Raw genomic sequence first — 21,091 nt, 5'->3', positions numbered from 1 at the left:
TCACATTCAATATCAATGTGATTGACCCACCGCCATCGCGAGCAGGCTCGCTCCCACAGGTTCTTCGCACGATCCCACTCCTGCGCGGTCGTAATCTTCACTGGGCGCCGTGCGTGGGCGCCGCTAAATGTGTGGAGATCCAATGAGCCATGACGTCCTGAGCACCGAAACCAATCGTCGCCAGTTGCAGCAGATTATTGCCGGTTTGTCCGACGGCGTGATCCTGCTGGAACTCGATCAGACGATCCTCTGGGCCAATGACGCCGCGCTGGCCATGCACGGTGTCGGGCAGATCAGCGAACTGGGCGCCAACGCCCGGGAGTACGCCAAACGCTTCGCCTTGCGCTATCGCAACAATCATCCGGTGCCAAAGGACAATTACCCGGTCAGCCGCGTCGCCCGGGGCGAAACGTTCAGCGATGTGCTGGTTGAAGTGAGTCCGGCCGGGGATGAAGAGCGCCTGTGGGTGCACCGGGTGCGCAGCATGGTGCTGGCCGACAGTGCCGGTGAGCCGGAGTCGCTGGTGCTGATCATGGACGACGTCACCGAATGGGCCAGCGCCGAGCAGCGTTTCGAAAAGACCTTCAATGCCAACCCGGCCCCGGCGGTGATCTGTCGCCTCAGTGATTTGCGTTACATCAAGGTCAACGGCGGTTTTCTGGAGATGACCGGTTTTACCCGCGATCAGGTGATCGGGGTGTCGACCTATGAACTGGACATCCTTGAAGGCGCCGAAAAGAAAGACCTGGCCATCGAGCGTCTGCGCGAGCACGCCACGATTCCACAGATGCAGGCCGAGTTGCGCTTGGCTGACGGTGGCAGCAAACAGGTGATCGTTGCGGGTCAGCCGCTGGAATTGAACGAAGAAGACTGCATGCTGTTTTCGTTCGTCGACATGGAGCCCCGGCACAAAGCCGAAATTGCCCTGCGCCAGAGCGAGGAGCGCTTCGCCAAGGCGTTTCGCCTGACACCGGTGCCGACGCTGGTGTGCAGCGCGCAGGATCAGGTGGTGATCGACGTGAACGAAGCCTTTCTCGATACCCTCGCGTATCCCAGCGAGGAAGTGCTCGGCAAGACGCTCGCGGAGATCGACTTCATCGACGACAAGGCGGCACGCACGCAGCTGTTTGCGGCGCTGGAGAAAGCCGGGAGCCTGGACCGCATCGATGTCAGGATCCGCAAGAAAGACACGGCCTTGATCGACTGCACGATCTCGGCCGACACCGTGAATATTCAGGACAGTCCTTGTTACCTGCTGGTGTTGATGGACATCACCGAACGCAAACGCACCGAGCTGGAACTGGTCGCGGCAATCGAGGAGGTGATGAAAGACACCTCCTGGTTCAGCCGCACGCTGATCGAAAAACTCGCCAACGTGAAAAGCGTCAATTCGCCGAAGTTACCCAGCGTGTCCTTCACCGACTTGACCGCTCGCGAGCGCGATGTACTCGGCCTGATCTGCGAAGGGCTGGCCGACAAGGAGATCGCCGTGCGCCTGAAACTGGCGCTCAACACGGTGCGCAACCACGTTTCGACGGTGTATTCCAAACTGGACGTCCACAGTCGCAGCGAGGCGATTGTGTGGGCGCGCGAACGTGGGTTGTTCTCCAGTGAACGCCGTCCCAAGGGCCAGCGCTAGGGTGCAAATGCACTAGCGCAGGCGGTGCAAATGGGGGTGTTGGTGCCAGACACCAGTCCTTAGGCTGTCAGGGTGCGAAAGGGCTCTTTGCCCCGTTCGTGTCTTCTACGAAACAGCTCAAGGAATTGCCCCTATGCATCGCCCACTCAATATCGTTTCTATCGACGAGGTTGCGAGTCAGCCGAAGGGGGAATCGTAATGATTTACCTGACGCAACTGCGCGCGTTGCTGGAGCAACACTTTTCACCGCGCGCCTGCGAATGCAGCGTGTCGGGAGACAACTCGGTGACGGTGAAGCTGTATCACCCGGAGTCAGGTGAGGTCGACCTGGTGGTCAGCGGGTTGAAAGTGACGAGCCTCAGTTCGCCGCAAGCGATGGCGTCGCTGATAGAAGAGCTGCGTTACGAGTTGCAGAGCAATAATTTGCATCGACCAGGCGAGAATCGGTAAGAGCTGTCGTTTTTCGGGGTGAAAATCAGCCGGAATGCCTTATTTGCTGGCATTGGCCGGTGACTGGGCTATAAGAAATGCGAGGGTAAAATTTTCTGTGACCGGTCCGCGGCTTCGCGGTGTTGTCGTCGAGTCGCGGAAAACATCGATTACTTACCGCAGGTCAGCCTATGAACAGTCTTGGAAAACGCGCTTTTTCGCCGCTGTCGCTTGCCTTCTGCATTGCGATCCTCAGTGGTTGCTCCAGTCCACCGCCTCCACCACCTCCGCTACCCCCGGTAGAACGCCACTGCGAAAAAATCGACAATGCCGAAGTGTTGGGCGAACCGAGGGCGGAGAATGGGCAAGTCACTCGGATGACTTCGACTACGCGCTGCATTACCAAATAAATCTTGGTGCTTGAAGCGTTGACGCCGCGTGCCGAAAAGGTCGTGCTGGTCGCCGATCTGGTCGGCACGGCGGTGTTCGCCATCGAAGGCGCGATCAGCGCTATGCGCAGCAACCTCGATCTGCTGTCGAAATGGCTACGACGCTGTGCGCTATTGCCTACACATATGCAGGAATGTGCTGGCTTGTGTCGCCATTGCTCGACCTCTATTGTTTCGTGGGGCGAAAATCAGCGACGAAACTCAAGCCTTGATGACTCCCCTATCAACTGCAGACTATATTGACCACCAACTCATTAAATTTGAGCAATGCGACAAAGCTCGGATATAGAGGTGGTCATGTCGAAGGATCTCAAAAAAACTGCCGTTGTTTTCGTTGATGGGGATCGTCATGTAGCAAAGCTTGTGCGCGATTCTGTCGGCTTCCAGCACGGCGGTATTATCCGACTGACCAATGGAAGAATTGTCAGCGGGCACGCCGGTACTGACAAAGGCGAATCTGAAAGGGCATACGGACATATTGCAGCAGCGGTTGCAAAAAGTGGATCAGGAGTTATGGCGGATATGGGAATCGAAGGACAAAAAACATCCACGGATACTGGCTGGGTCATGGTCGGTTCCAACGGCTCTAGAGTATCTGCTGCGAGTTACGCTTCGGTGCGTATCGATGAATACGCTACAGAGATGCTCAAGGATCCGAACAAGGTTCGTGCGTTTTTCAAGCTTGTGAATGGGGAAGATAAGGCTCGCTGATGTATTCCATTTCTCCTTCTTTTGTACTTGGTTTTCATGGATGTGAGCGAGACGTCGGCGAACGTGTATTGGCGGGTGAACAGACGCTCCTCGATAGCACCAACGACTATGACTGGCTCGGTCGTGGTGCCTATTTTTGGGAAAATAATCCGCAGCGCGCGCTCAGTTTTGCGACGAATGCATAAAAACGCAGTTCTATCAAAAATCCGTTCGTGATCGGTGCTGTTATCGATTTGGGCCGTTGCCTGGATTTCACGACTGAGAGCGCACTGCGCGAAATCCGCCAGACTTACCTGTGGCTTGAAGCTGCCTCAAAAAAAGAGGGTGGTCAGCCCCTTAACAAAAACAGGCCTTATCTGCGTCGCTTGGATTGTCAGGTCATTGATGCCTTGCATGCATTCCGAAAATTTACTGATGCGCCTGCATACGATTCAGTTCGCTCACCATTTTGGGAGGGTGAACGACTTTATCCAGGCACGGATTTTATGCATGAAACGCATGTTCAACTGGCAATCCGTAACGTGAAGAGTATCAAAGGGTATTTTAGAGTTTTGGATTTGACTGGGCGACCGGTTGAGTTTGTTCGTGCTGGTTAGTTGATGTGGCGACGCAGAGCTTCGCAGGCGCCATCCTACGCAGCGCATGGGAACGATCCTGAACATGAGCACAAAAAAAGGCAGCCACAAGGCCGCCTTTTTTGCATCTGGCAAATCAAATCAGGACAAGAACCCACCGTCCACATTCAACGAAACCCCAGTGGTGTAGCTCGACGCATCACTCGCCAGATACAACACCGCGCCCGCCATTTCACTCGGATCGGCAACACGCTTGAGCGGAATCTGCTGCAACGCAGTCTTCAGGATCGCATCGTTTTTCACCAGCGCCGAGGCAAACTTGGTGTCGGTCAGGCCCGGCAGCAGGGCGTTGCAGCGGATGCCGAACTGCGCGCATTCCTTGGCGAATACTTTGGTCATGTTAATCACGGCCGCTTTGGTGACCGAGTAGATGCCCTGGAAGATGCCCGGCGAGACGCCGTTGATCGAGGCGACGTTGATGATGCTGCCGCCACCGTTTTCGCGCATGATTTTGCCGGCTTCCACCGACATGAAGAAGTAGCCGCGGATGTTGACGTCGACGGTTTTCTGGAAGGCGCTGAGGTCGGTGTCCAGCACGTTGCAGAACTGTGGGTTGGTCGCTGCGTTGTTGACCAGAATGTCGAGACGGCCGAACTGTTCCTTGATGCCGGCGAAGACCTGGCTGATCTGTTCCATTTCACCGATGTGGCAAGCGACCGCAGTGGCTTTGCCGCCGGCGGCGATGATCGCGTCGGCCACATGCTGGCAACCCTCGAGCTTGCGGCTCGAGACGATGACGTGGGCGCCTTGCTGGGCCAGGAGTTTGGCGATGGCTTCACCAATGCCACGGCTGGCGCCGGAAACGAAAGCGATCTTGCCGTCGAGGTCGAACAACTGAGTCTTGGACATGGGGTTCTCTTTAGAAAGTCTTGTTATTGGGCCAGGCGCGTAATCAAAGGCTGGATTTCTGGATGACTTGCAGGCTCATTTGCTCCAGCAGTTTGTTCATGTGAATGAACTGCGCGAAGCGTTTGTCCTGGGTCTGACCATGGAAGAAGCGGTAGTAGATTTGCTGCACGATGCCTGCCAGGCGGAACAGGCCATAGGTGTAGTAGAAGTCGAAATTATCGATCTGGATGCCCGAGCGCTCAGCGTAGTAGTCGACGAATTCACGACGGGTCAGCATGCCCGGTGCGTGGCTCGGCTGGCGACGCATCAGTTGCACCGGCGCCGGGTCGCCGGCTTCGATCCAGTAGGCGAGGGTGTTGCCCAGATCCATCAACGGGTCGCCGAGGGTGGTCAGCTCCCAGTCGAGCACACCGATGATCTGCATCGGGTTTTGCGGGTCGAGGATCACGTTGTCGAAGCGATAGTCGTTGTGGACGATGCTGGACGTCGGGTGGTCGGCCGGCATTTTGTCGTTGAGCCAGGCTTTGACCACGTCCCACTGTGGCGCGTCCGGGGTCAGGGCTTTCTCGTAACGATCACTCCAGCCTTTGATCTGGCGGGCGACATAACCTTCGGGTTTGCCCAGATCGCCCAGGCCGTAGGCGTTGTAGTCGACACGGTGCAGTTCAACGAACTTGTCGATGAAGCTTTTGCACAGGGCTTCGGTTTTTGCCGAATCCAGACCCAGTTCCGGCGGCAGTTCAGAGCGCAGGATGATCCCGTTGACCCGTTCCATCACATAGAACTCGGCGCCGATCACCGATTCGTCGGTGCAGTGCACGTAGGCTTTGGGGCAATACGGGAAGCCGTCCTTGAGCTGGTTGAGAATGCGGAATTCGCGGCCCATGTCGTGGGCGGACTTGGCCTTGTGGCCAAACGGCGGCCGACGCAGGACAAATTCTTGCTCGGGGTATTCCAGCAGGTACGTCAGGTTCGATGCGCCGCCGGGAAACTGGCTGATCTGCGGCAAACCACTGAGGCCCGGAATGTGTGCCTTGAGGTACGGATCGATCAGGCTGGCATCAAGTTCTTCGCCAGAGCGGATACGGGTGGACTGGTCAGTAAGCGCCATGCTTATCCCTTCTGCTTATTTTGGAGGCCTGCGACTATTGGCTAATCTAATCCGCGCACCCGACACCCACAACCATCAACAGCCCTTATAGGTGAGCGTGTTGCCGGGCAATCATTGCTTTTGATACACCTGTTTGAATGAACCTCAAATCACAGCGCTGCTCAGCGATGACGGCAGTTCGATGGGGGTCAAGACCGGGTTGCCGGAGAAGAACGCCGTCAGATTGCGTCCCACCAGTTCGACAGTGCCTTGAGTCGCCTCCGGGGACAAACCCGCCACATGAGGTGTCAGGATCACGTTGGCCAGCGACTTGAGCGCCTCCGGCACATGCGGTTCGGCATCGAACACGTCCAGCGCGGCACCGGCAATGCGTCGTTGTTCAAGCGCACTGATCAGGTCGGTGGAGACAATCACGCTGGCGCGGGCGATGTTGACGAGGAACCCGTTCGGCCCCAAGGCCTCAAGGACAGGCTTGTTGATCAAGTGTTTGGTGCCAATGCCGCCCGGGGTCGCGATGATCAGGAAATCCGCGGTGCGCGCCAGTTCGGTGGGTGTTGAGCAGAAGGTGTAGGGCACATCGCTGCGGTGCTGGCGGTTGTGGTAGCTGACCGTCATGTCGAAGCCATTGGCGGCGCGTTTGGCAATGGCCATGCCGACGGCGCCGAGGCCCAGGATGCCCAGGCGCTTGCCGGCCAGGGAAGGGCGCATGATCTTCGGCCACTCACCACGACGCACCGCCGCATCACAGCGGGGGATGTCACGCACCAGCGCGAGCAGCATGGCCATGGCGTGGTCGGCGACCGATGACGCATTCACCCCGGCACCGTTGGTCACCGTAATGCCGCGGTCGGCGGCGGCTTGCAGGTCGACGTGCTCGTACCCGGCGCCGATGACGCAAATAATCTTGAGATTGGGCAGGGCGGCGATTTCATCGGCGTAAAGACCCAACGGACCGCGTGTCAGCACGGCATCGATCTGCGCTCCATGACGGCTGATGGCCGCCGCGCGTTCGGCGGGTGTGGGGGCAAGAATCAGGTGAAAACCCTGATGTTCGAGAATCGGCAAGTAATCATTGATGGTTTCAACCAGTACCAGAACGGTTGCAGGCATGCTGCGCTCCTGTGGGCATCGGAATTGTCGGGGCTCGAACGTTGCTTCAGATTGCGGGCTCCCGAACAGTTTAGCAACGGCCAACAGTCGCACACGCGGATGTTCAGTTTGATGAACCCTTTGAAGTCAGAAAGGTGCGTGCGGCGTCGAGAATTTCATCCGATACCGCCTCACCGCGGCTGGCGCGGGCCAGGGTCAGGGCGCCCACCATCAGCGAGTACTCCACCAGCGCCTGTTGTCGATCCGCATCGGCATCGCCTGAATCCAGCAGCGAACCATAGGATTTCAGGAGCCGGTTGAGCCCGTCCATGAAGGTCTGGCGCAAACCACTGTCGGCCGCTTCGTGGCACATGTCCCCGGCAAAGGCCGCCACCGGGCAACTGTCACCCGGGTTGTCGCGACTGGCCGGCGACAGGTAAGGCTCGATCAGCGCGCGACGAGCGGCGTCCTTGTCGTCGACATGGGCGGCGATCCGTTCCCGCCAGCGTTCAGCCGACTGCTCGAACGCCCGACCGCTGGCTTCCTGCGCCAATGCCTCCTTGGACTCGAAATGCCCATAGAAGCCGCCATGGGTAAGGCCTGCGGCGCCCATGACGTCGACGACACTGATGCCGTGCAGGCCTCGCTCGCGAAACAGCCGCGTGGCGGCCTCGACGATGATTTCGCGGTTGAGGTCGGCTTGCTTGCGGGAAACTCGCGGCATCAGTGGCTCACAGGTATGAAAGGTGTGGAATCAAAGGGCATATTGGGCAATCCCGTTGCCGAACGACCAGTTCTCTTTTTTAACTTCCACCAGATTGATGAAAACATCCTCCAGGCGTACCGCCAGTTCGCGGTTCAGGTTCTCGGCGATGGTTTTGTAGAGCAGCTTTTTCTTCTCGTCGGTGCGGCCTTCGCTCAGCGTGATCTGGATGATCACCAGATTGTCGGTGCGGTTGATGCCCAGGTATCCAGGGTCGAAGATGAAATGGTGTTCATCGTGCTCCGTCAGGATCTGGAAGTTATCGTTCTCCGGTACGGCAATGGCAGTGTGCATGGCCGCGTAAATCAGCTGGCCGACGCGTTTGGCGAAGGTAGGGTCTTGGTGTTTTTTGATGTCGACACGAACCAGTGGCATGGGATGTCTCCAGAAAAAAGGCCGGTCAGTTAAAAATACATGACGAATGTCCTTTATCAAGCGAAAGCTGTCATCTGGCGACGAAACATCCACATGCCGTTTGTGGGAGTGAGCCTCTGATCCGAGAGCGACTATTTCAGGTACCAGCCCCACGCCTGGTCGCTGATGTACTCGGTGACTTGCTTCACCTCCAGATAATTGTGCAGGCCCCACTGGCCCAGCTCGCGGCCAATGCCGCTGTGTTTCATCCCGCCCCACGGGGCTTCGACGAAGGTTGGCTGCGAACAGTTGACCCAGATGATTCCCGCCCGTAACTGGTTGGCGACGCGGGCGGTGCGTTGCAAATCAGCGCTCATTACCGCGGCGGCGAGGCCGAAGCGGCTGGCGTTGGCCATTTGCACCGCTTGCTCTTCGGTCTTGAAACGCTTGATGCACAGCACCGGGCCGAACACCTCTTCGCGCCAGAGAATGCTGCTGTGTCCCGGCTCGTCGAAGATCGCCGGTTCGATGAAATACCCCTCAGACAAATGCGTCGGCCGCCGACCGCCGGTGAGCAGGCGAGCGCCGCTGGCGAGGCCTTGATCAATGAAACCAAGGACCTTGTCATGCTGGCTTTGACTGACCAGCGGGCCGAGCAGGACACCGGGTTCCATGCCCGGGCCGATACTGATCTTGCGGGTTTCCTCCACCAGTCGTTCGACCAGGCGCGGGGCAATGTTTTCCTGCACCAGCAGGCGTGACGTGGCGCTGCACACCTGGCCCTGGTTCCAGAAAATCCCGAACAGAATCCATTCCACCGCCGCCTCGACATCGGCGTCGTCGAATACGATGAAGGCAGACTTTCCGCCCAGTTCGAGGCTGATGTTCTTGATGTCGCGGGCGGCCGCCGACATGATTTTCGCCCCGGTGGGCACGCTGCCGGTAAAGGCCAGCTTGTCTACGCCGGGATGCTCGGTGAGCGGGCTGCCGGCGTCGGCACCGAGGCCGGTGACCACGTTCAATACCCCGGCGGGCAAACCGATACGGTCGGCGGCTGCGGCCAGCTCCAGCGCGGTGAGCGGCGTCAGCTCGGACGGTTTCAACACCACCGTGGCGCCTGCAGCCAGGGCCGGCGCGACTTTCCACGCCGCCATCAACAAAGGGTAATTCCAGGGAATGATCTGCCCGGCGACGCCAATCGGCTCATGACGGATACGGCAGCGAAAGCGTGCGTCCGGCAACGCCAGCGGTTGATCCTGCTGCTGATCCAGTTCGCGGGCCAGGCCGGCGTAGTAACGGAAGCAACCAATGGCATCGCCGACGTCCCACTGCGCTTCGGGCAATGGTTTACCGTTGTCACGCACTTCCAGTTCGGCCAGGGCCGCGTGGCTGTTTTCCAGTTCATCAGCCAATGCCTCCAGCCATTGCGCGCGTTCGGCGCCGGTGGTCTGGCTCCAGCCGTTATCAAAGGCTCGGCGTGCGGCGCGCACCGCGTGATCGATGTCTTCTTCGGTGCCCGCGGCTACCCGATGGAAAACGGCTTCGGTGGCCGGGTCGATGACGTCCAGATAACCGCCCAGGTCCGGACTGACCCACTCGCCGTTGATATAAAGCTGATCACGCATGGTTGGACTCCTGGACGCCAGTGCGGCGGTTTTGCAGAGAGCGGGAAGTGAATAGCAGGGCCAGCGAGGCGCAGATAATGACGGTCGAGACCGCGTTGATCTCTGGCGTCACGCCGCGGCGGATCGATGAAAAGATGTAGATCGGCAACGTCGTTTCGGAACCCGCAACGAAGAACGCAATGATGAAGTCGTCGAAGCTGAAGGTGAACGCCAGCAGGAATCCGGCCATGATTGCCGGGCTGATCTGCGGCAGGGTCACCCGCCAGAACGTTTGCATGGGTGGGGCATAGAGGTCCGCTGAAGCTTCGAGCAAGGCCTTGTCCAGCGAGTCGACGCGGCTGCGCACGATCACCATGACCAGCGCCATGGTAAACAGCGAATGCGCAGCAATCACCGTGGCAAAACCCATGTTCAGACGCGGCACATTCGGTATCCAGCTCGCCAGCAGCGGGTTGATCAGGTCGAACAGGGTAATGAACGCAATCAGCGTCGAGATGCCGATGACGATGCCCGGCACGATGATCGCGCAATAGGTCAGTGCATCGAACAACAGGCGTACTTTTTTACCCGCGCGTTGCAGGCCGAACACGGCCAGGGTGCCGAACAAGGTGGCAATCACTGCCGAAGTGAAGGCGATGAACGCACTGTGCCCCAGCGCTTCCATGATGAACGGGTTGCCGAAGGCGCGACCAAACCATTGCACCGAGCAGCATTCGAAGGCCAGGCCACTGCGCCCGGCGTTGAAACTGAACAGCACGATCAACGCGATCGGCGCGTAGAGAAACAGGTACAGCGAGGTCGAATAGCTGCGCAGCCACATGTCACAACCCTCCATCGGCAGGGCGGCCGCCGTAGCGCGCCACCAGTTTCAGATACACGCCGATGATCAGCAGCATCATCGCCACCAGCGTCATTGCCAGCGCACTGCCGAACGGCCAGTTACGCGACTGCAAGAACAGGTCGACCAGCGCGTTGCCGACAAAAAACACTTTGCCGCCGCCGAGAATCGCCGGGATCAGGAACTCGCCCATCAACAGGATGAACACCAGCATCACGCCGGTGATGATTCCCGGCGCGGACAGCGGCAAGGTGATCCGCCGGAAGCTCTCGAACGCGCTGGCACCGAGATCGGCAGAGGCTTCGAGCAGGCGTTTGTCGAGTTTTTCGAGGCTGACGTAAATCGGAAACACCATCAGTGGCAGGTAGCCGTAGACGATACCGATCAGCACCGCCCACGGTGTGTTGATCAGCCGCACGTTTTCCAGCCCAAGACTGGCGAGCAGGGCGGGGATGCCCTTGCCGCTGAGGATGAAGATCCAGGCGTAGGTGCGGATCAGGAAACTGGTCCAGAACGGTACGATCACCAGCGTCAGCAACAGCGAGCGGTTACGGGTGACCTTGACCGCCAGGAAGTACGCCAGCGGGTAGGCCGCGACCAGGCACACCAGGGTGCCCAGTGGCGCCAGCATCAGCGTGTTGCTGAATGCCGCGCCACGCGAGCCGAGGTTCAGGTAGTTGGCCAGGGTGAAGCCACCGGCGTAGCCGCCCACGGCACTGCGCTCGCCGAAACTGAAGACCAGGATGATCACCAGCGGCATCAATAACAGCAGCAGGAACCACAAGGTCGAAGGCAAGAGCATCAGCAGGGTGATCCGCCGGCCGAGGCTGCGCCGTTGGCGTACCTCGATTGACAGGGCATTGCCCGGCTGCACCGTTTGCGGGTGGGCGGCAGCATTCATGGGTGACTCCTCATTGGCCATGGTCAGGCGATCAGGCGGACTTGAAACGCGCCATCAGTTCGGCGCGCGCCGGGCTGGTGAGTGTTGCCGCGGCGCCGAACTCCAGTGGGCTGAGTGCTTCGGCGGCCGGGTACATGATCGGATCGTCGAGCATCGCGGTGGGAAGCAACGCATCGACGCGCTTGTCGCCGCTCGGGTAGCCGTGACTCAACACTTCAAGCTTGTTGTGCTGGGGGTCGAGCAGGTAATTGATGAAGGCGTAGGCCGCGTCCTTGTGCTCCGAGCTTTTCGGGATGGCAAAGAAATCACTCCACAGTTCGCCACCTTCCTTGCCCAGTTCGAACTGCATCTGCGCGTTGTCGCGGTGCAATTGCGAGGCGTCGCCGGTCCATGACATCGCGAGCCAGGCATCGCCGCTGCGCATGGATGGCTGAATGTCGGAGTTGATGGCGAACAGGTGCGGCTTGACCTCGATCAGCAGTTTTTCCGCGTCGGCCAATTCTTTTGGGTCGAGGGAGTTGAAGCTGTAGCCGAAGCTTTTGAGGGCGTTGCCGATGGCGGTCAACTGGTAATCGTGAACCATCGTCCGGCCGCTGGCAGGGCCTTGGGCGGCGGCCCAGAACTCTTTCCAGCTGCTCGGCCCGTTCTTCAGTTTGCCGGCGTCGTAGAGCATGCCGGTGGTGCCCCAGTTTTTCGGCACCGCGTACACCTTGCCGTCCACGGTGCCTTGGGCCATGAATTTTTGCTGGAAGGCCGAGGCATCGAAGTTGGGAATGCGCGACAGGTCCAGCGGCTCGATCAAGCCCAGGCCGACGTAAGTGCTGATGGTGTAGTTGGTCGGTACCAGTACGTCCCAGCCACTGCCACCGGCTTGCAACTTGGCGAGCATTTCTTCGTTGGAGCCGAACACGCTCATCGAGACGCGGGCGCCGGTGGTTTTGCCGAAGGTGTCGAGGTTTTCCTGGCTGTGGTAGTTCGGCCACGTCGCCAGTGACAGGCGATCCCCCAGCTTGGCCTGTTCGGCCGCTTCTGCACTGGACGTCAGCAGGCCGGGCATGTTGGTCGCGACCACGGCGGCGGCAATCCCCAGGCCGGTGCGGCCAAGAAATTCGCGACGACTGATCGAGCCGTTCTGCCAACTGCGCAGGGTTTTGATAAACGTCTTCTGGTCCATAGCACGCTCCACATCCGGTTGATGAATCGAGTCGATGATTTACAACGCCATGGCCAGGCCATTGGCGTGATCCCAGCCGACGCTCACTGCTGCGCCGTGTTCGAATGCATTGGCGCCGTGATCCTGCTGGCGCGGCACCCGCACGCAGACCACGCCAAAGGCCTGGGTGCGCACGCGGTATTCGGTGGAATTGCCGAGGTAGATGCGGTCTTCTACGCAGCCTTGCAGCGTCACTTCACGGGCCAGTTCGGCGTGGGCACCGGCAATGCTGATCAACTCCGGGCGCACCGCGATGCAACCGGCGGCATCAGCGCTAAGGGCATTGCCGGTTGGCGTCAGCGGGCTGGTCAGCTCCAGGCCTTGCTCGGTCCGCAGCACCACCGAATTGCCGTGCAGGTGGCGCACGGTGCCGTTGAACAGATTGGATTCACCGATGAAGTCGGCGACGTAACGACTGGCCGGGGCTTCGTACAGTTGTTCCGGGGTGGCCGTCTGGATGATCGAACCGTTGTGCATCACGCTGATGCTGTCACTCATCGACAGGGCTTCTTCCTGGTCGTGGGTGACCAGCACGAAGGTGATGCCGACCTCGCGCTGCAGGCGCAGCAGTTCGGATTGCATTTCCTTGCGCAGCTTGCGGTCGAGCGCCGCCAGTGGCTCGTCGAGCAACAGCACGGTCGGTTTGTTGACCAGCGCCCGGGCGAGGGCGACGCGTTGCTGTTGGCCGCCGGAGAGTTCACTCGGTTTACGCTGGCCGAAACCGCTGAGGCGAACCATTTCCAGGGCCTCATCGGCCATGCGCAATTGGGTTTTCTTGTCCGGGCGCGGCGTGCGATAGCGCAGGCCGTAAGCGATGTTCTGCGCCACCGTCAGGTGCGGGAACAGGGCGTAGTGCTGGAACACCATGTTCACCGGCCGTTCGAACGCCGGTATGCCGGCGACGTTTTTGCCGGCCAGGCGTACTTCGCCGCTGGTAGGTTGTTCGAAGCCGGCAATCATGCGCAGGGTCGTGGTTTTGCCGCAGCCCGAGCCGCCGAGGAAAGAATGGAACGAGCCACGACGAACAGCGAAATTCAGGCCATTGACGGCCGCCACCTCGCCATAGCGTTTGACCACATTGCAGAATTCGATATCGCTTGGCTGGTTGTCATTCACGGTGCGGCTCCCCTTGCAGTGATCAATCATTGCGTCGGGAGCCAAACTAGCAATCGTGGATTTGCGCTGTATATATCCCTTGGGGGATAGGGGCAGCTTCAAGCTGCAAGTGGCAAGTTACAAGTTGACGGCGCGGCTACGGGTTTCTTGCAGCTTGTCGCTTGAAGCTTGCAGCTGATTTTCTGTGAGATCGCGGATAAACAGCCCAAGCAACTCGGACTGGCTGCCGATGCCGAGCTTGGCGTAGATGTTCTTGCGGTGAATCTTCACCGTGCCGGGGCTGATGCTCAGTTGCTCGGCCACCGAGGCACTGGAGTGACCGCGCAGCAGCAACTGCACCACTTCCTGTTCGCGGCCGGTAAGGATGTGCGCACCGAACTGATCGAACGCTTCGCGGATCTTGAAGTCGAGGTCTTGCGCCGGGCGCGGTTGTTGCGCCTGACGCAAGCGCCAGGCTTCGTTGACGACTTGTTCGACGACGGCCTGTGCGCACTCGATCAACTGCATTTCGTCGCGGCTGAACGCGCAACTGGCGGAGGAGCGCATCAGCGATAGAACGGCCATGGCGCCGTCGCCGAGCTCGACAAAAAATGCCACTTCTTCGGCCAGGCCGGTCTGCTGGTAATAAGTCAGGTAGTACTCGCCGAGGTAGAAGTGGTCGGGCGCGAACTGGCGCAAGCGCCACAGTCCCGCCGGTTGTCCGCGGGTGCAGGCGAGGTAGAACGGATCGAGCAGATACGGACCGCACTGGTAGTCATCGACATACACCGCACGCTTGTCGGCGGCAAAGGTGTCGAACAGCGCCAACGGTCGGTGATTGCCTTCGTAGACGAACAGGACGAAATGATCGACCGGACACACTTGGCGCAACCAATGGCTCAACGCCGATAACCGCGCATGCCCTGCAGGCAGGTCAAGCAGGTGAGCGACACCGGTGGTCCAGAGTTTGAGTTCCTTGGGGCGCATGGCGGTTTCAGACAGGAGTGGAGTGCGATTGGATGCACAAACTACGCCATGGCGGGTTGCGCCTTGCCTCGCGGGACGGGCGCCGGTACGTCAGGGAAAAGACGCACCGCAACAGGGCTGGATGTTACCGAGTGCTACACGTTGGTATCAGAAACGACCGTATCGGCACACAGCCCTGCTTGCTCCTGTGTAACGCCCTGAAAATTGATCCGCACAACCATTCTTCAGCTAAGTCTTTGCTTCTGTTGATTAATCCCGGACAATCGCGCCCCTGTTTCGACCAGGGCGCTGCCTGTCGGTTTTTTCCGACTCGTCCTGGCCGGGTAGCAACTGACCGGAATGCGGAGATCCCACCGGATGAATGATCAGGCCAATAGCGTCGACAAACGCTATGTAGCGGCGGCACCAGCGACTCTCTCGAGCTGGAATCGTCATGACACCACCTGGATGCTGGGCCTGTTTGGCACGGCCATCGGGGCCGGCACGCTGTTTCTGCCGATCAACGCGGGGCTGGGCGGTTTCTGGCCGCTGCTGATCCTGGCGGTGTTGGCGTTCCCCATGACCTTCTACGCGCACCGTGGCCTGACCCGCTTCGTGCTGTCCGGACGCGAAGGCGCGGACATCACCGAAGTGGTGGAAGAGCACTTCGGCATCAAGGCCGGTGCGTTGATCACCTTGCTGTATTTCTTTGCGATCTTCCCGATCCTGCTGATTTACAGCGTGGCACTGACCAACACGGTGGGCAGTTTCCTTGAGCATCAACTGCACATCATGCCGCCCCCGCGCGCAGTGCTGTCGTTCGTGCTGATCCTCGGCCTGCTGGCGGTGGTGCGTTGCGGCGAACAGGCGATCGTCAAGGCCATGAGCCTGATGGTGTATCCGTTCATCGTTGCACTGCTGTTTTTGGCGGTGTTCCTGATCCCGCACTGGAACGGCGGCATTCTGTCCACCGCCAGCACGCTGCCTGAACCGTCGGCGCTGCTGCACACCTTGTGGCTGGCGATTCCGGTGATGGTGTTCTCGTTCAACCACTCGCCGATCATCTCGGCGTTTGCGGTCGATCAGAAGCGTCGTTACGGCGAACACGCCGAAGAGCGCAGCTCGCAGATCCTGTCCCGCGCCCACCTGTTGATGGTGGTGATGGTGCTGTTCTTCGTCTTCAGTTGCGTGCTGACCCTGTCGCCGGCACAACTGGCCGAAGCCAAGGCGCAGAACCTGTCGATCCTGTCGTACCTGGCCAACCACTTCAGCAACCCGACCATCGCCTTCGCGGCGCCGTTGATTGCTTTCGTGGCCATCTCCAAGTCGTTCCTGGGCCACTACATCGGTGCCAGCGAAGGTCTGAAAGGCCTGATCGTCAAAAGCGGCAAGCGCCCGGCGCCGAAGGCTCTGGACCGCATGACCGCTGCGTTCATGCTGGTGGTGTGCTGGATTGTTGCGACACTGAACCCGAGCATTCTCGGGATGATTGAAACCCTCGGTGGTCCGGTCATCGCGTCGATTCTGTTCCTGATGCCGATGTACGCGATCCGCAAGGTGCCGGCGATGGCGCGTTATCGCGGGCAGGCGTCCAATGTCTTCGTGACGGCGGTGGGCCTGGTGGCGATTACGGCGTTGATCTACTCGCTGACCGCGTGATCGTTCGGCCTGCTCGCGCAGCGCCGGATTGACAGCTACAGTGGCCGCTGCACGTGATACGTGCAGCGGTTTTTTTTCGCCTGGAGACACCGGATTGCCCAGCGCCTCACCCCCAAATCTTACCGAACAACCCAATCGCTGGCAGGACTTGCTGGCCGGGTTGTCGATTGCCGGCCTGTTGCTGCCCGAAGCGGTCGCGTATTCAAGCATCGCCGCCGTAGCTCCGCAGGCCGGGGTGATCGCCTTGTTTGCCGGTTTGCTGTGTTATGGGCTGTTTGGCACCAGCCGTTTCGCCATTGTCTCGGCCACATCCTCGTCGGCAGCGGTGTTGGCAGCCGCCACCGCGACGCTGGCCAACGGCGATCCGCAACTGCGCTCCACCTTGGCCATCGGCCTGGTGCTGGTGACCGGCGCGTTCTTCTTGCTGGCCGGGTTGTTCAAGTTGGGCAGCGTGACCTCGTTCATCGCAAAACCGGTGCTGCGCGGTTTTGCCTTTGGCCTGGCGTTGACCATCATCCTCAAGCAAGTCGCCAGTGTGGTCGGGGTGCACCTGAGCGACGGCAATCTGGTGCGCTTTCTGCCGCAACTGCTGGAGCAACTGCCGCAGTGGAATTGGGTGGCGGCGGGTGTCGCCGCCGTGGCGTTGGCTTTGCTGGTGCTGTTTGCAAGGTTCCGGCGCTTGCCGGGCGGCCTGTTGGTGGTGGTGATCGGCATTGCGGCCAGTCAGTGGCTGGATTTGCCCGCGTATGGCGTGAAGCTGATCGGCGTGATCGATCTGAGCCTGGAAGTGCCGAAGCTGCCGGTATTGCCCTTCACTGACTGGTTGCGCTTGGGTGAATTGGCCTTTGCCATGGTGATGATCCTGTACGCGGAGTCTTACGGCTCGATCAGTGCTTATGCGCTCAAGCACGGCGACCGCATCTCGTCCAACCGCGATCTGCTGGCGCTGGGTGCGTCCAACCTGTTGTCCGGGCTGTTTCATGGCATGCCGGCGGGGGCAGGATACTCGGCAACGTCGGCCAATGAAGCGGCGGGAGCCACTTCGCGACTGGCCGGAGGCGTGGCGGCGCTGGTGGTGCTGCTCATCGTTTTGACCGTGTTGCCCTTTATTGCCCTGACACCGGAGCCGATTCTCGCCGCCATCGTCATCCATGCCCTGGCCCGAGGCTTGAGCCTGCAACCGCTGGGACGCTATTTCATCTGGCGGCGCGACCGCTTGCTGGTCATCTGCGCGGTGGCCGCCGTGCTGGTGCTGGGTGTGCTGGACGGGTTGCTGCTGTCGGTGGCGATCAGCGTGGTGTTGATGCTCAAGCAAATGTCGGCGGCCGATATTCAGCTCCTCGGGCGCATTGATGGCGGCCACGACTTCGTGGACCTGCAACGCCATCCGACGGCGCAATCAGTGCCTGGGGTGTTGATCGTCCGGCCGGGGGAGGCGTTGTTCTTTGCCAACGTCGAGCGGATTCTGGGCAGCACGTTGCATTTGATCCGCCATTCGCAGACGCCGATTCATTCGGTGATTTTAAGCCTGGAGGAATCGCCGGACCTGGATGGCACGAGTATCGAGGCGTTGCAGGCGTTTTTTGTGCGGGTGCGGGGGGAAGGGAAGCGGTTGGTGCTCGCACGGCTCAAGGACTCGGCGCAGGCCGCGATGGCGGCGTTGCCGGAAGTGAAGGAGACACAGGTGATCCTCAGTGGCCTGAGCGTGGATGGCGCGGTACAACAAGCCCTCAAGACATACCCATAACCCTGTGGGAGCGGGCTTGCTCGCGAAGGTGGTGGATCAGTCAACAATGATGCAGGCTGACACACCGCCTTCGCGAGCAAGCCCGCTCCCACAGGGGATTTGTGTAAGTCATCGTCATCTTAAAGGCATAAAAAAACGCCGCTCATCTCACGATGGGCGGCGTTTTCTATTGCGTTGTAACGTTAGGCTTGAACGACCGGGATGTTGGCGTTCGCAGCAGCTTCACGGAACTCGGCGATCTGGTCAAAGGACAGGTAGCGGTAGACATCAGCCGCCATGCTGTCGATCTTGCCAGCGTATTCCATGTACTCCTCGACGGTCGGCAGGCGACCCAGGATGGAAGCAACAGACGCCAGCTCGGCCGAAGCCAGGTAGACGTTCGCGCCGTCACCCAGACGGTTCGGGAAGTTACGGGTCGACGTCGACACAACGGTGGCGTTTGGTTCTACACGTGCCTGGTTACCCATGCACAGCGAGCAGCCCGGCATTTCCATGCGTGCGCCGGCCTTGCCGTAGATGCCGTAGTAGCCTTCTTCGGTCAGTTGGTGAGCGTCCATCTTGGTCGGCGGCGACAGCCACAGACGGGTTGGCAACTGACCCTTGACCTGATCCAGCAGCTTACCGGCAGCGCGGAAGTGACCGATGTTGGTCATGCACGAACCGATGAACACTTCGTCGATCTTCTCGCCAGCAACGCTGGACAGCAGACGGGCGTCGTCCGGATCGTTTGGCGCGCAGAGCACAGGCTCTTTGATGTCGGCCAGGTCGATTTCGATGATTTCAGCGTATTCGGCGTCAGCATCGGCAACCATCAACTCAGGGTTGGCGATCCAGGCTTCCATCGCTTGAGCACGACGTTCCAGAGTACGTGCATCGCCGTAGCCTTCGCCGATCATCCAGCGCAGCAGGGTGATGTTGGAGCTCAGGTACTCGGTGATCGACTCTTTCGACAGCTTGATGGTGCAACCGGCAGCCGAACGTTCGGCGGAGGCGTCGGACAGCTCGAAAGCCTGTTCGATGCTCAGGTTGTCCAGGCCTTCGATTTCGAGGATGCGGCCGGAGAAGGCGTTCTTCTTGCCTTTCTTCTCAACGGTCAACAGGCCAGCCTGAATCGCGAAGTAAGGAATGGCGTGAACCAGGTCACGCAGGGTGACGCCCGGTTGCATCTTGCCTTTGAAGCGCACCAGGATCGATTCCGGCATGTCCAGCGGCATAACGCCAGTGGCTGCGGCAAACGCCACCAGACCGGAACCGGCCGGGAACGAAATGCCCATCGGGAAACGGGTGTGCGAGTCACCACCGGTACCGACGGTGTCCGGCAGCAGCATGCGGTTCAGCCAGCTGTGGATGATGCCGTCGCCCGGACGCAGGGAAACGCCGCCTCGGGTCATGATGAAGTCTGGCAGGGTGTGGTGGGTGGTCACGTCGATCGGCTTAGGGTAAGCCGCGGTGTGGCAGAACGACTGCATCACCAGATCAGCGGAGAAGCCCAGGCACGCCAGGTCTTTCAGTTCGTCACGGGTCATCGGACCGGTGGTGTCCTGAGAACCCACGGTGGTCATCTTCGGTTCGCAGTAGGTGCCTGGACGCACACCGGCTACGCCGCACGCCTTGCCGACCATTTTCTGCGCCAGGGTGAAACCCTTGGTGCTTTCGATCGGGGCATCCGGTTTCTTGAACAGGTCGAACGCTGGCAGACCCAGTTCGGCGCGAGCCTTGTCGGTCAGGCCACGGCCGATGATCAGCGGGATACGACCGCCGGCACGGACTTCGTCCAACAGCACAGGGGTCTTCATTTCGAAGGTGGTGATGACTTCGTCGGTACCGTGCTTGCAGACTTTGCCAGCGTGCGGGTACAGGTCGATCACGTCGCCCATGTTGATGTTGGTCACATCAAATTCGATTGGCAGTGCGCCGGCATCTTCCATGGTGTTGTAGAAGATTGGAGCAATTTTGCTGCCGAAGCAGAACCCGCCAGCGCGCTTGTTCGGCACGAAAGGCACGTCGTCGCCGAAGAACCACAGTACCGAGTTGGTAGCGGATTTACGCGACGAACCGGTACCGACCACGTCACCGACGTAGGCGATCGGGAAGCCGCTGTTGCGCATTTCTTCGATCTGCTTCATCGGACCGATGGAGCCTTGTACGTCCGGCACGATGCCGTCGCGGGCCATTTTCAGCATCGCCAAGGCGTGCAACGGGATGTCCGGGCGGGACCAGGCGTCCGGAGCAGGGGACAGGTCGTCGGTGTTGGTTTCGCCGGTGACCTTGAACACGCGCAGGCTAATCTTGTCGGCCAGTACCGGGCGGTTCTTGAACCACTCGCCATCAGCCCAGGATTGCAGCACGCCTTGTGCGTGAACGTTACCGTTCTTGGCGCGTTCAGCAACGTCGTGGAACGCATCGAACATCAGCAGGGTGTGCTTGAGTTCTTCGGCAGCCACTGGTGCCAGTTCGGCGTCGTCCAGCAGGTTGACCAACGTCACGATGTTGTAGCCGCCCTGCATGGTGCCGAGCAGTTCAACAGCGCGCTTCTTGTCGATCAGAGGGGATTTGGCTTCGCCTTTGGCGAGGGCGGACAGGAAGCCGGCCTTTACATAGGCTGCTTCGTCCACGCCAGGTGGAACGCGATTGGTGATCAGGTCAACGAGGAAAGCTTCTTCGCCAGCCGGAGGATTCTTCAGCAGCTCGATCAGGCCTGCAGTTTGTTCGGCGTTAAGCGGCTGGGGAACGATACCCAGTGCTGCACGCTCTTCGATATGTTTGCGGTAGGCTTCAAGCACAGTTATTACCCTCATCAGTGGTCCCAAATGGGTGTCCGGGACGCTCATCCCGAAATTGCCGTACTCATGCGCTGCGTGGCGTTGTGGGCCACTTAGCCAGAATTACCGACAATTCCTTACAGAAGCTGCTTTCAAAGTTTTACGCCTGCAGAACGGGAGCTGATGAGGGTTGGCGTTGGACTTTTCCCCGCTGGAAAAACCCTTCGCCAACACCGCTCTGAAGGAACGACTGTGC

The 21,091-nt window shown here is 59.7% G+C and carries 20 protein-coding genes; 8 read left to right on the top strand and 12 right to left on the bottom strand.

The window, feature by feature from the left end:
• Nucleotides 1-142: 142 nt before the first annotated feature.
• The 6 genes from BK660_RS25680 to BK660_RS33155 all read left to right on the top strand — a co-directional run bounded on the left by BK660_RS25680 (nt 143) and on the right by BK660_RS33155 (nt 3,824).
• Nucleotides 143-1,639, top strand: coding sequence for a PAS domain S-box protein (locus tag BK660_RS25680; protein WP_123435668.1), 1,497 nt, complete (start codon nt 143-145; stop codon nt 1,637-1,639).
• 198 nt (nt 1,640-1,837) lie between these two features.
• Nucleotides 1,838-2,089, top strand: coding sequence for a DUF1652 domain-containing protein (locus tag BK660_RS25675; RefSeq protein WP_123435667.1), 252 nt, complete (start codon nt 1,838-1,840; stop codon nt 2,087-2,089).
• Between the two features lie 395 nt (nt 2,090-2,484).
• Nucleotides 2,485-2,760 (top strand): TRIC cation channel family protein, encoded by a 276-nt coding sequence (locus tag BK660_RS33165; RefSeq protein ID WP_259698535.1) that lies wholly within the window; start codon nt 2,485-2,487, stop codon nt 2,758-2,760.
• Between the two features lie 54 nt (nt 2,761-2,814).
• Nucleotides 2,815-3,228 (top strand): hypothetical protein, encoded by a 414-nt coding sequence (locus tag BK660_RS25665; RefSeq protein WP_123435666.1) that lies wholly within the window; start codon nt 2,815-2,817, stop codon nt 3,226-3,228.
• Entirely contained in the window at nt 3,228-3,413 is a 186-nt protein-coding gene (locus BK660_RS33160) for a hypothetical protein (RefSeq protein ID WP_259698534.1), read from the top strand. Before BK660_RS25665 ends, BK660_RS33160 begins: the two co-directional genes overlap by 1 nt.
• A gap of 27 nt (nt 3,414-3,440) precedes the next feature.
• Nucleotides 3,441-3,824 (top strand): hypothetical protein, encoded by a 384-nt coding sequence (locus BK660_RS33155; protein ID WP_259698533.1) that lies wholly within the window; start codon nt 3,441-3,443, stop codon nt 3,822-3,824.
• Between the two features lie 120 nt (nt 3,825-3,944).
• On the opposite strand, the gene BK660_RS25655 is transcribed toward BK660_RS33155, so the two are convergent.
• From BK660_RS25655 to BK660_RS25605, 11 genes are all read right to left on the bottom strand, one after another.
• The gene (locus BK660_RS25655) at nt 3,945-4,712 is read right to left on the bottom strand and encodes an SDR family oxidoreductase (RefSeq protein WP_123435665.1); all 768 of its coding nucleotides are present in this window, start codon (nt 4,710-4,712) and stop codon (nt 3,945-3,947) included.
• A gap of 43 nt (nt 4,713-4,755) precedes the next feature.
• Nucleotides 4,756-5,823, bottom strand: coding sequence for a phosphotransferase family protein (locus BK660_RS25650; protein WP_123435664.1), 1,068 nt, complete (start codon nt 5,821-5,823; stop codon nt 4,756-4,758).
• Between the two features lie 144 nt (nt 5,824-5,967).
• Entirely contained in the window at nt 5,968-6,933 is a 966-nt protein-coding gene (locus tag BK660_RS25645) for a 2-hydroxyacid dehydrogenase (protein ID WP_123435663.1), read from the bottom strand.
• A 103-nt stretch (nt 6,934-7,036) separates the two neighbouring features.
• Nucleotides 7,037-7,636 (bottom strand): TetR/AcrR family transcriptional regulator, encoded by a 600-nt coding sequence (locus BK660_RS25640; protein ID WP_123435662.1) that lies wholly within the window; start codon nt 7,634-7,636, stop codon nt 7,037-7,039.
• Between the two features lie 30 nt (nt 7,637-7,666).
• The gene (locus BK660_RS25635) at nt 7,667-8,050 is read right to left on the bottom strand and encodes a tautomerase family protein (protein WP_123435661.1); all 384 of its coding nucleotides are present in this window, start codon (nt 8,048-8,050) and stop codon (nt 7,667-7,669) included.
• Between the two features lie 131 nt (nt 8,051-8,181).
• Nucleotides 8,182-9,654: an aldehyde dehydrogenase family protein gene (locus BK660_RS25630; RefSeq protein WP_123435660.1), complete on the bottom strand. Its 1,473-nt coding sequence runs from the start codon at nt 9,652-9,654 to the stop codon at nt 8,182-8,184.
• Nucleotides 9,647-10,474, bottom strand: coding sequence for an ABC transporter permease (locus BK660_RS25625; protein WP_123435659.1), 828 nt, complete (start codon nt 10,472-10,474; stop codon nt 9,647-9,649). Before BK660_RS25625 ends, BK660_RS25630 begins: the two co-directional genes overlap by 8 nt.
• A gap of 1 nt (nt 10,475) precedes the next feature.
• The gene (locus BK660_RS25620; RefSeq protein ID WP_123435658.1) at nt 10,476-11,393 is read right to left on the bottom strand and encodes an ABC transporter permease; all 918 of its coding nucleotides are present in this window, start codon (nt 11,391-11,393) and stop codon (nt 10,476-10,478) included.
• Between the two features lie 31 nt (nt 11,394-11,424).
• A complete protein-coding gene (locus BK660_RS25615; RefSeq protein WP_123435657.1) occupies nt 11,425-12,567 on the bottom strand; it encodes an ABC transporter substrate-binding protein in 1,143 nt (380 codons plus the stop codon).
• A gap of 39 nt (nt 12,568-12,606) precedes the next feature.
• Complete coding sequence (locus BK660_RS25610; RefSeq protein WP_123435857.1) at nt 12,607-13,722, bottom strand: ABC transporter ATP-binding protein; 1,116 nt, start codon at nt 13,720-13,722, stop codon at nt 12,607-12,609.
• Nucleotides 13,723-13,839: 117 nt separating this feature from the next.
• Nucleotides 13,840-14,688 carry a response regulator transcription factor gene (locus BK660_RS25605; protein WP_123435656.1) on the bottom strand — a complete coding sequence of 283 codons (849 nt, stop codon included), beginning with the start codon at nt 14,686-14,688 and terminating at the stop codon, nt 13,840-13,842.
• A 357-nt stretch (nt 14,689-15,045) separates the two neighbouring features.
• Between BK660_RS25605 and BK660_RS25600 the strand changes: the two genes are divergently transcribed.
• Together BK660_RS25600 and BK660_RS25595 are read left to right on the top strand one after the other, a co-directional pair.
• Nucleotides 15,046-16,326: an HAAAP family serine/threonine permease gene (locus tag BK660_RS25600; RefSeq protein WP_123435655.1), complete on the top strand. Its 1,281-nt coding sequence runs from the start codon at nt 15,046-15,048 to the stop codon at nt 16,324-16,326.
• Nucleotides 16,327-16,420: 94 nt separating this feature from the next.
• The gene (locus BK660_RS25595; RefSeq protein ID WP_123435654.1) at nt 16,421-18,073 is read left to right on the top strand and encodes a SulP family inorganic anion transporter; all 1,653 of its coding nucleotides are present in this window, start codon (nt 16,421-16,423) and stop codon (nt 18,071-18,073) included.
• Between the two features lie 182 nt (nt 18,074-18,255).
• Here BK660_RS25595 and acnB read toward each other — a convergent pair whose 3' ends face one another.
• Nucleotides 18,256-20,856: a bifunctional aconitate hydratase 2/2-methylisocitrate dehydratase gene (gene acnB, locus BK660_RS25585; protein ID WP_123435653.1), complete on the bottom strand. Its 2,601-nt coding sequence runs from the start codon at nt 20,854-20,856 to the stop codon at nt 18,256-18,258.
• Between the last annotated feature and the right edge of the window lie 235 nt (nt 20,857-21,091).

This window comes from Pseudomonas brassicacearum (genome assembly GCF_003732265.1).
GTDB lineage: Bacteria > Pseudomonadota > Gammaproteobacteria > Pseudomonadales > Pseudomonadaceae > Aquipseudomonas > Aquipseudomonas brassicacearum_D.
This window is presented reverse-complemented; position numbering and strand designations above follow the sequence as displayed.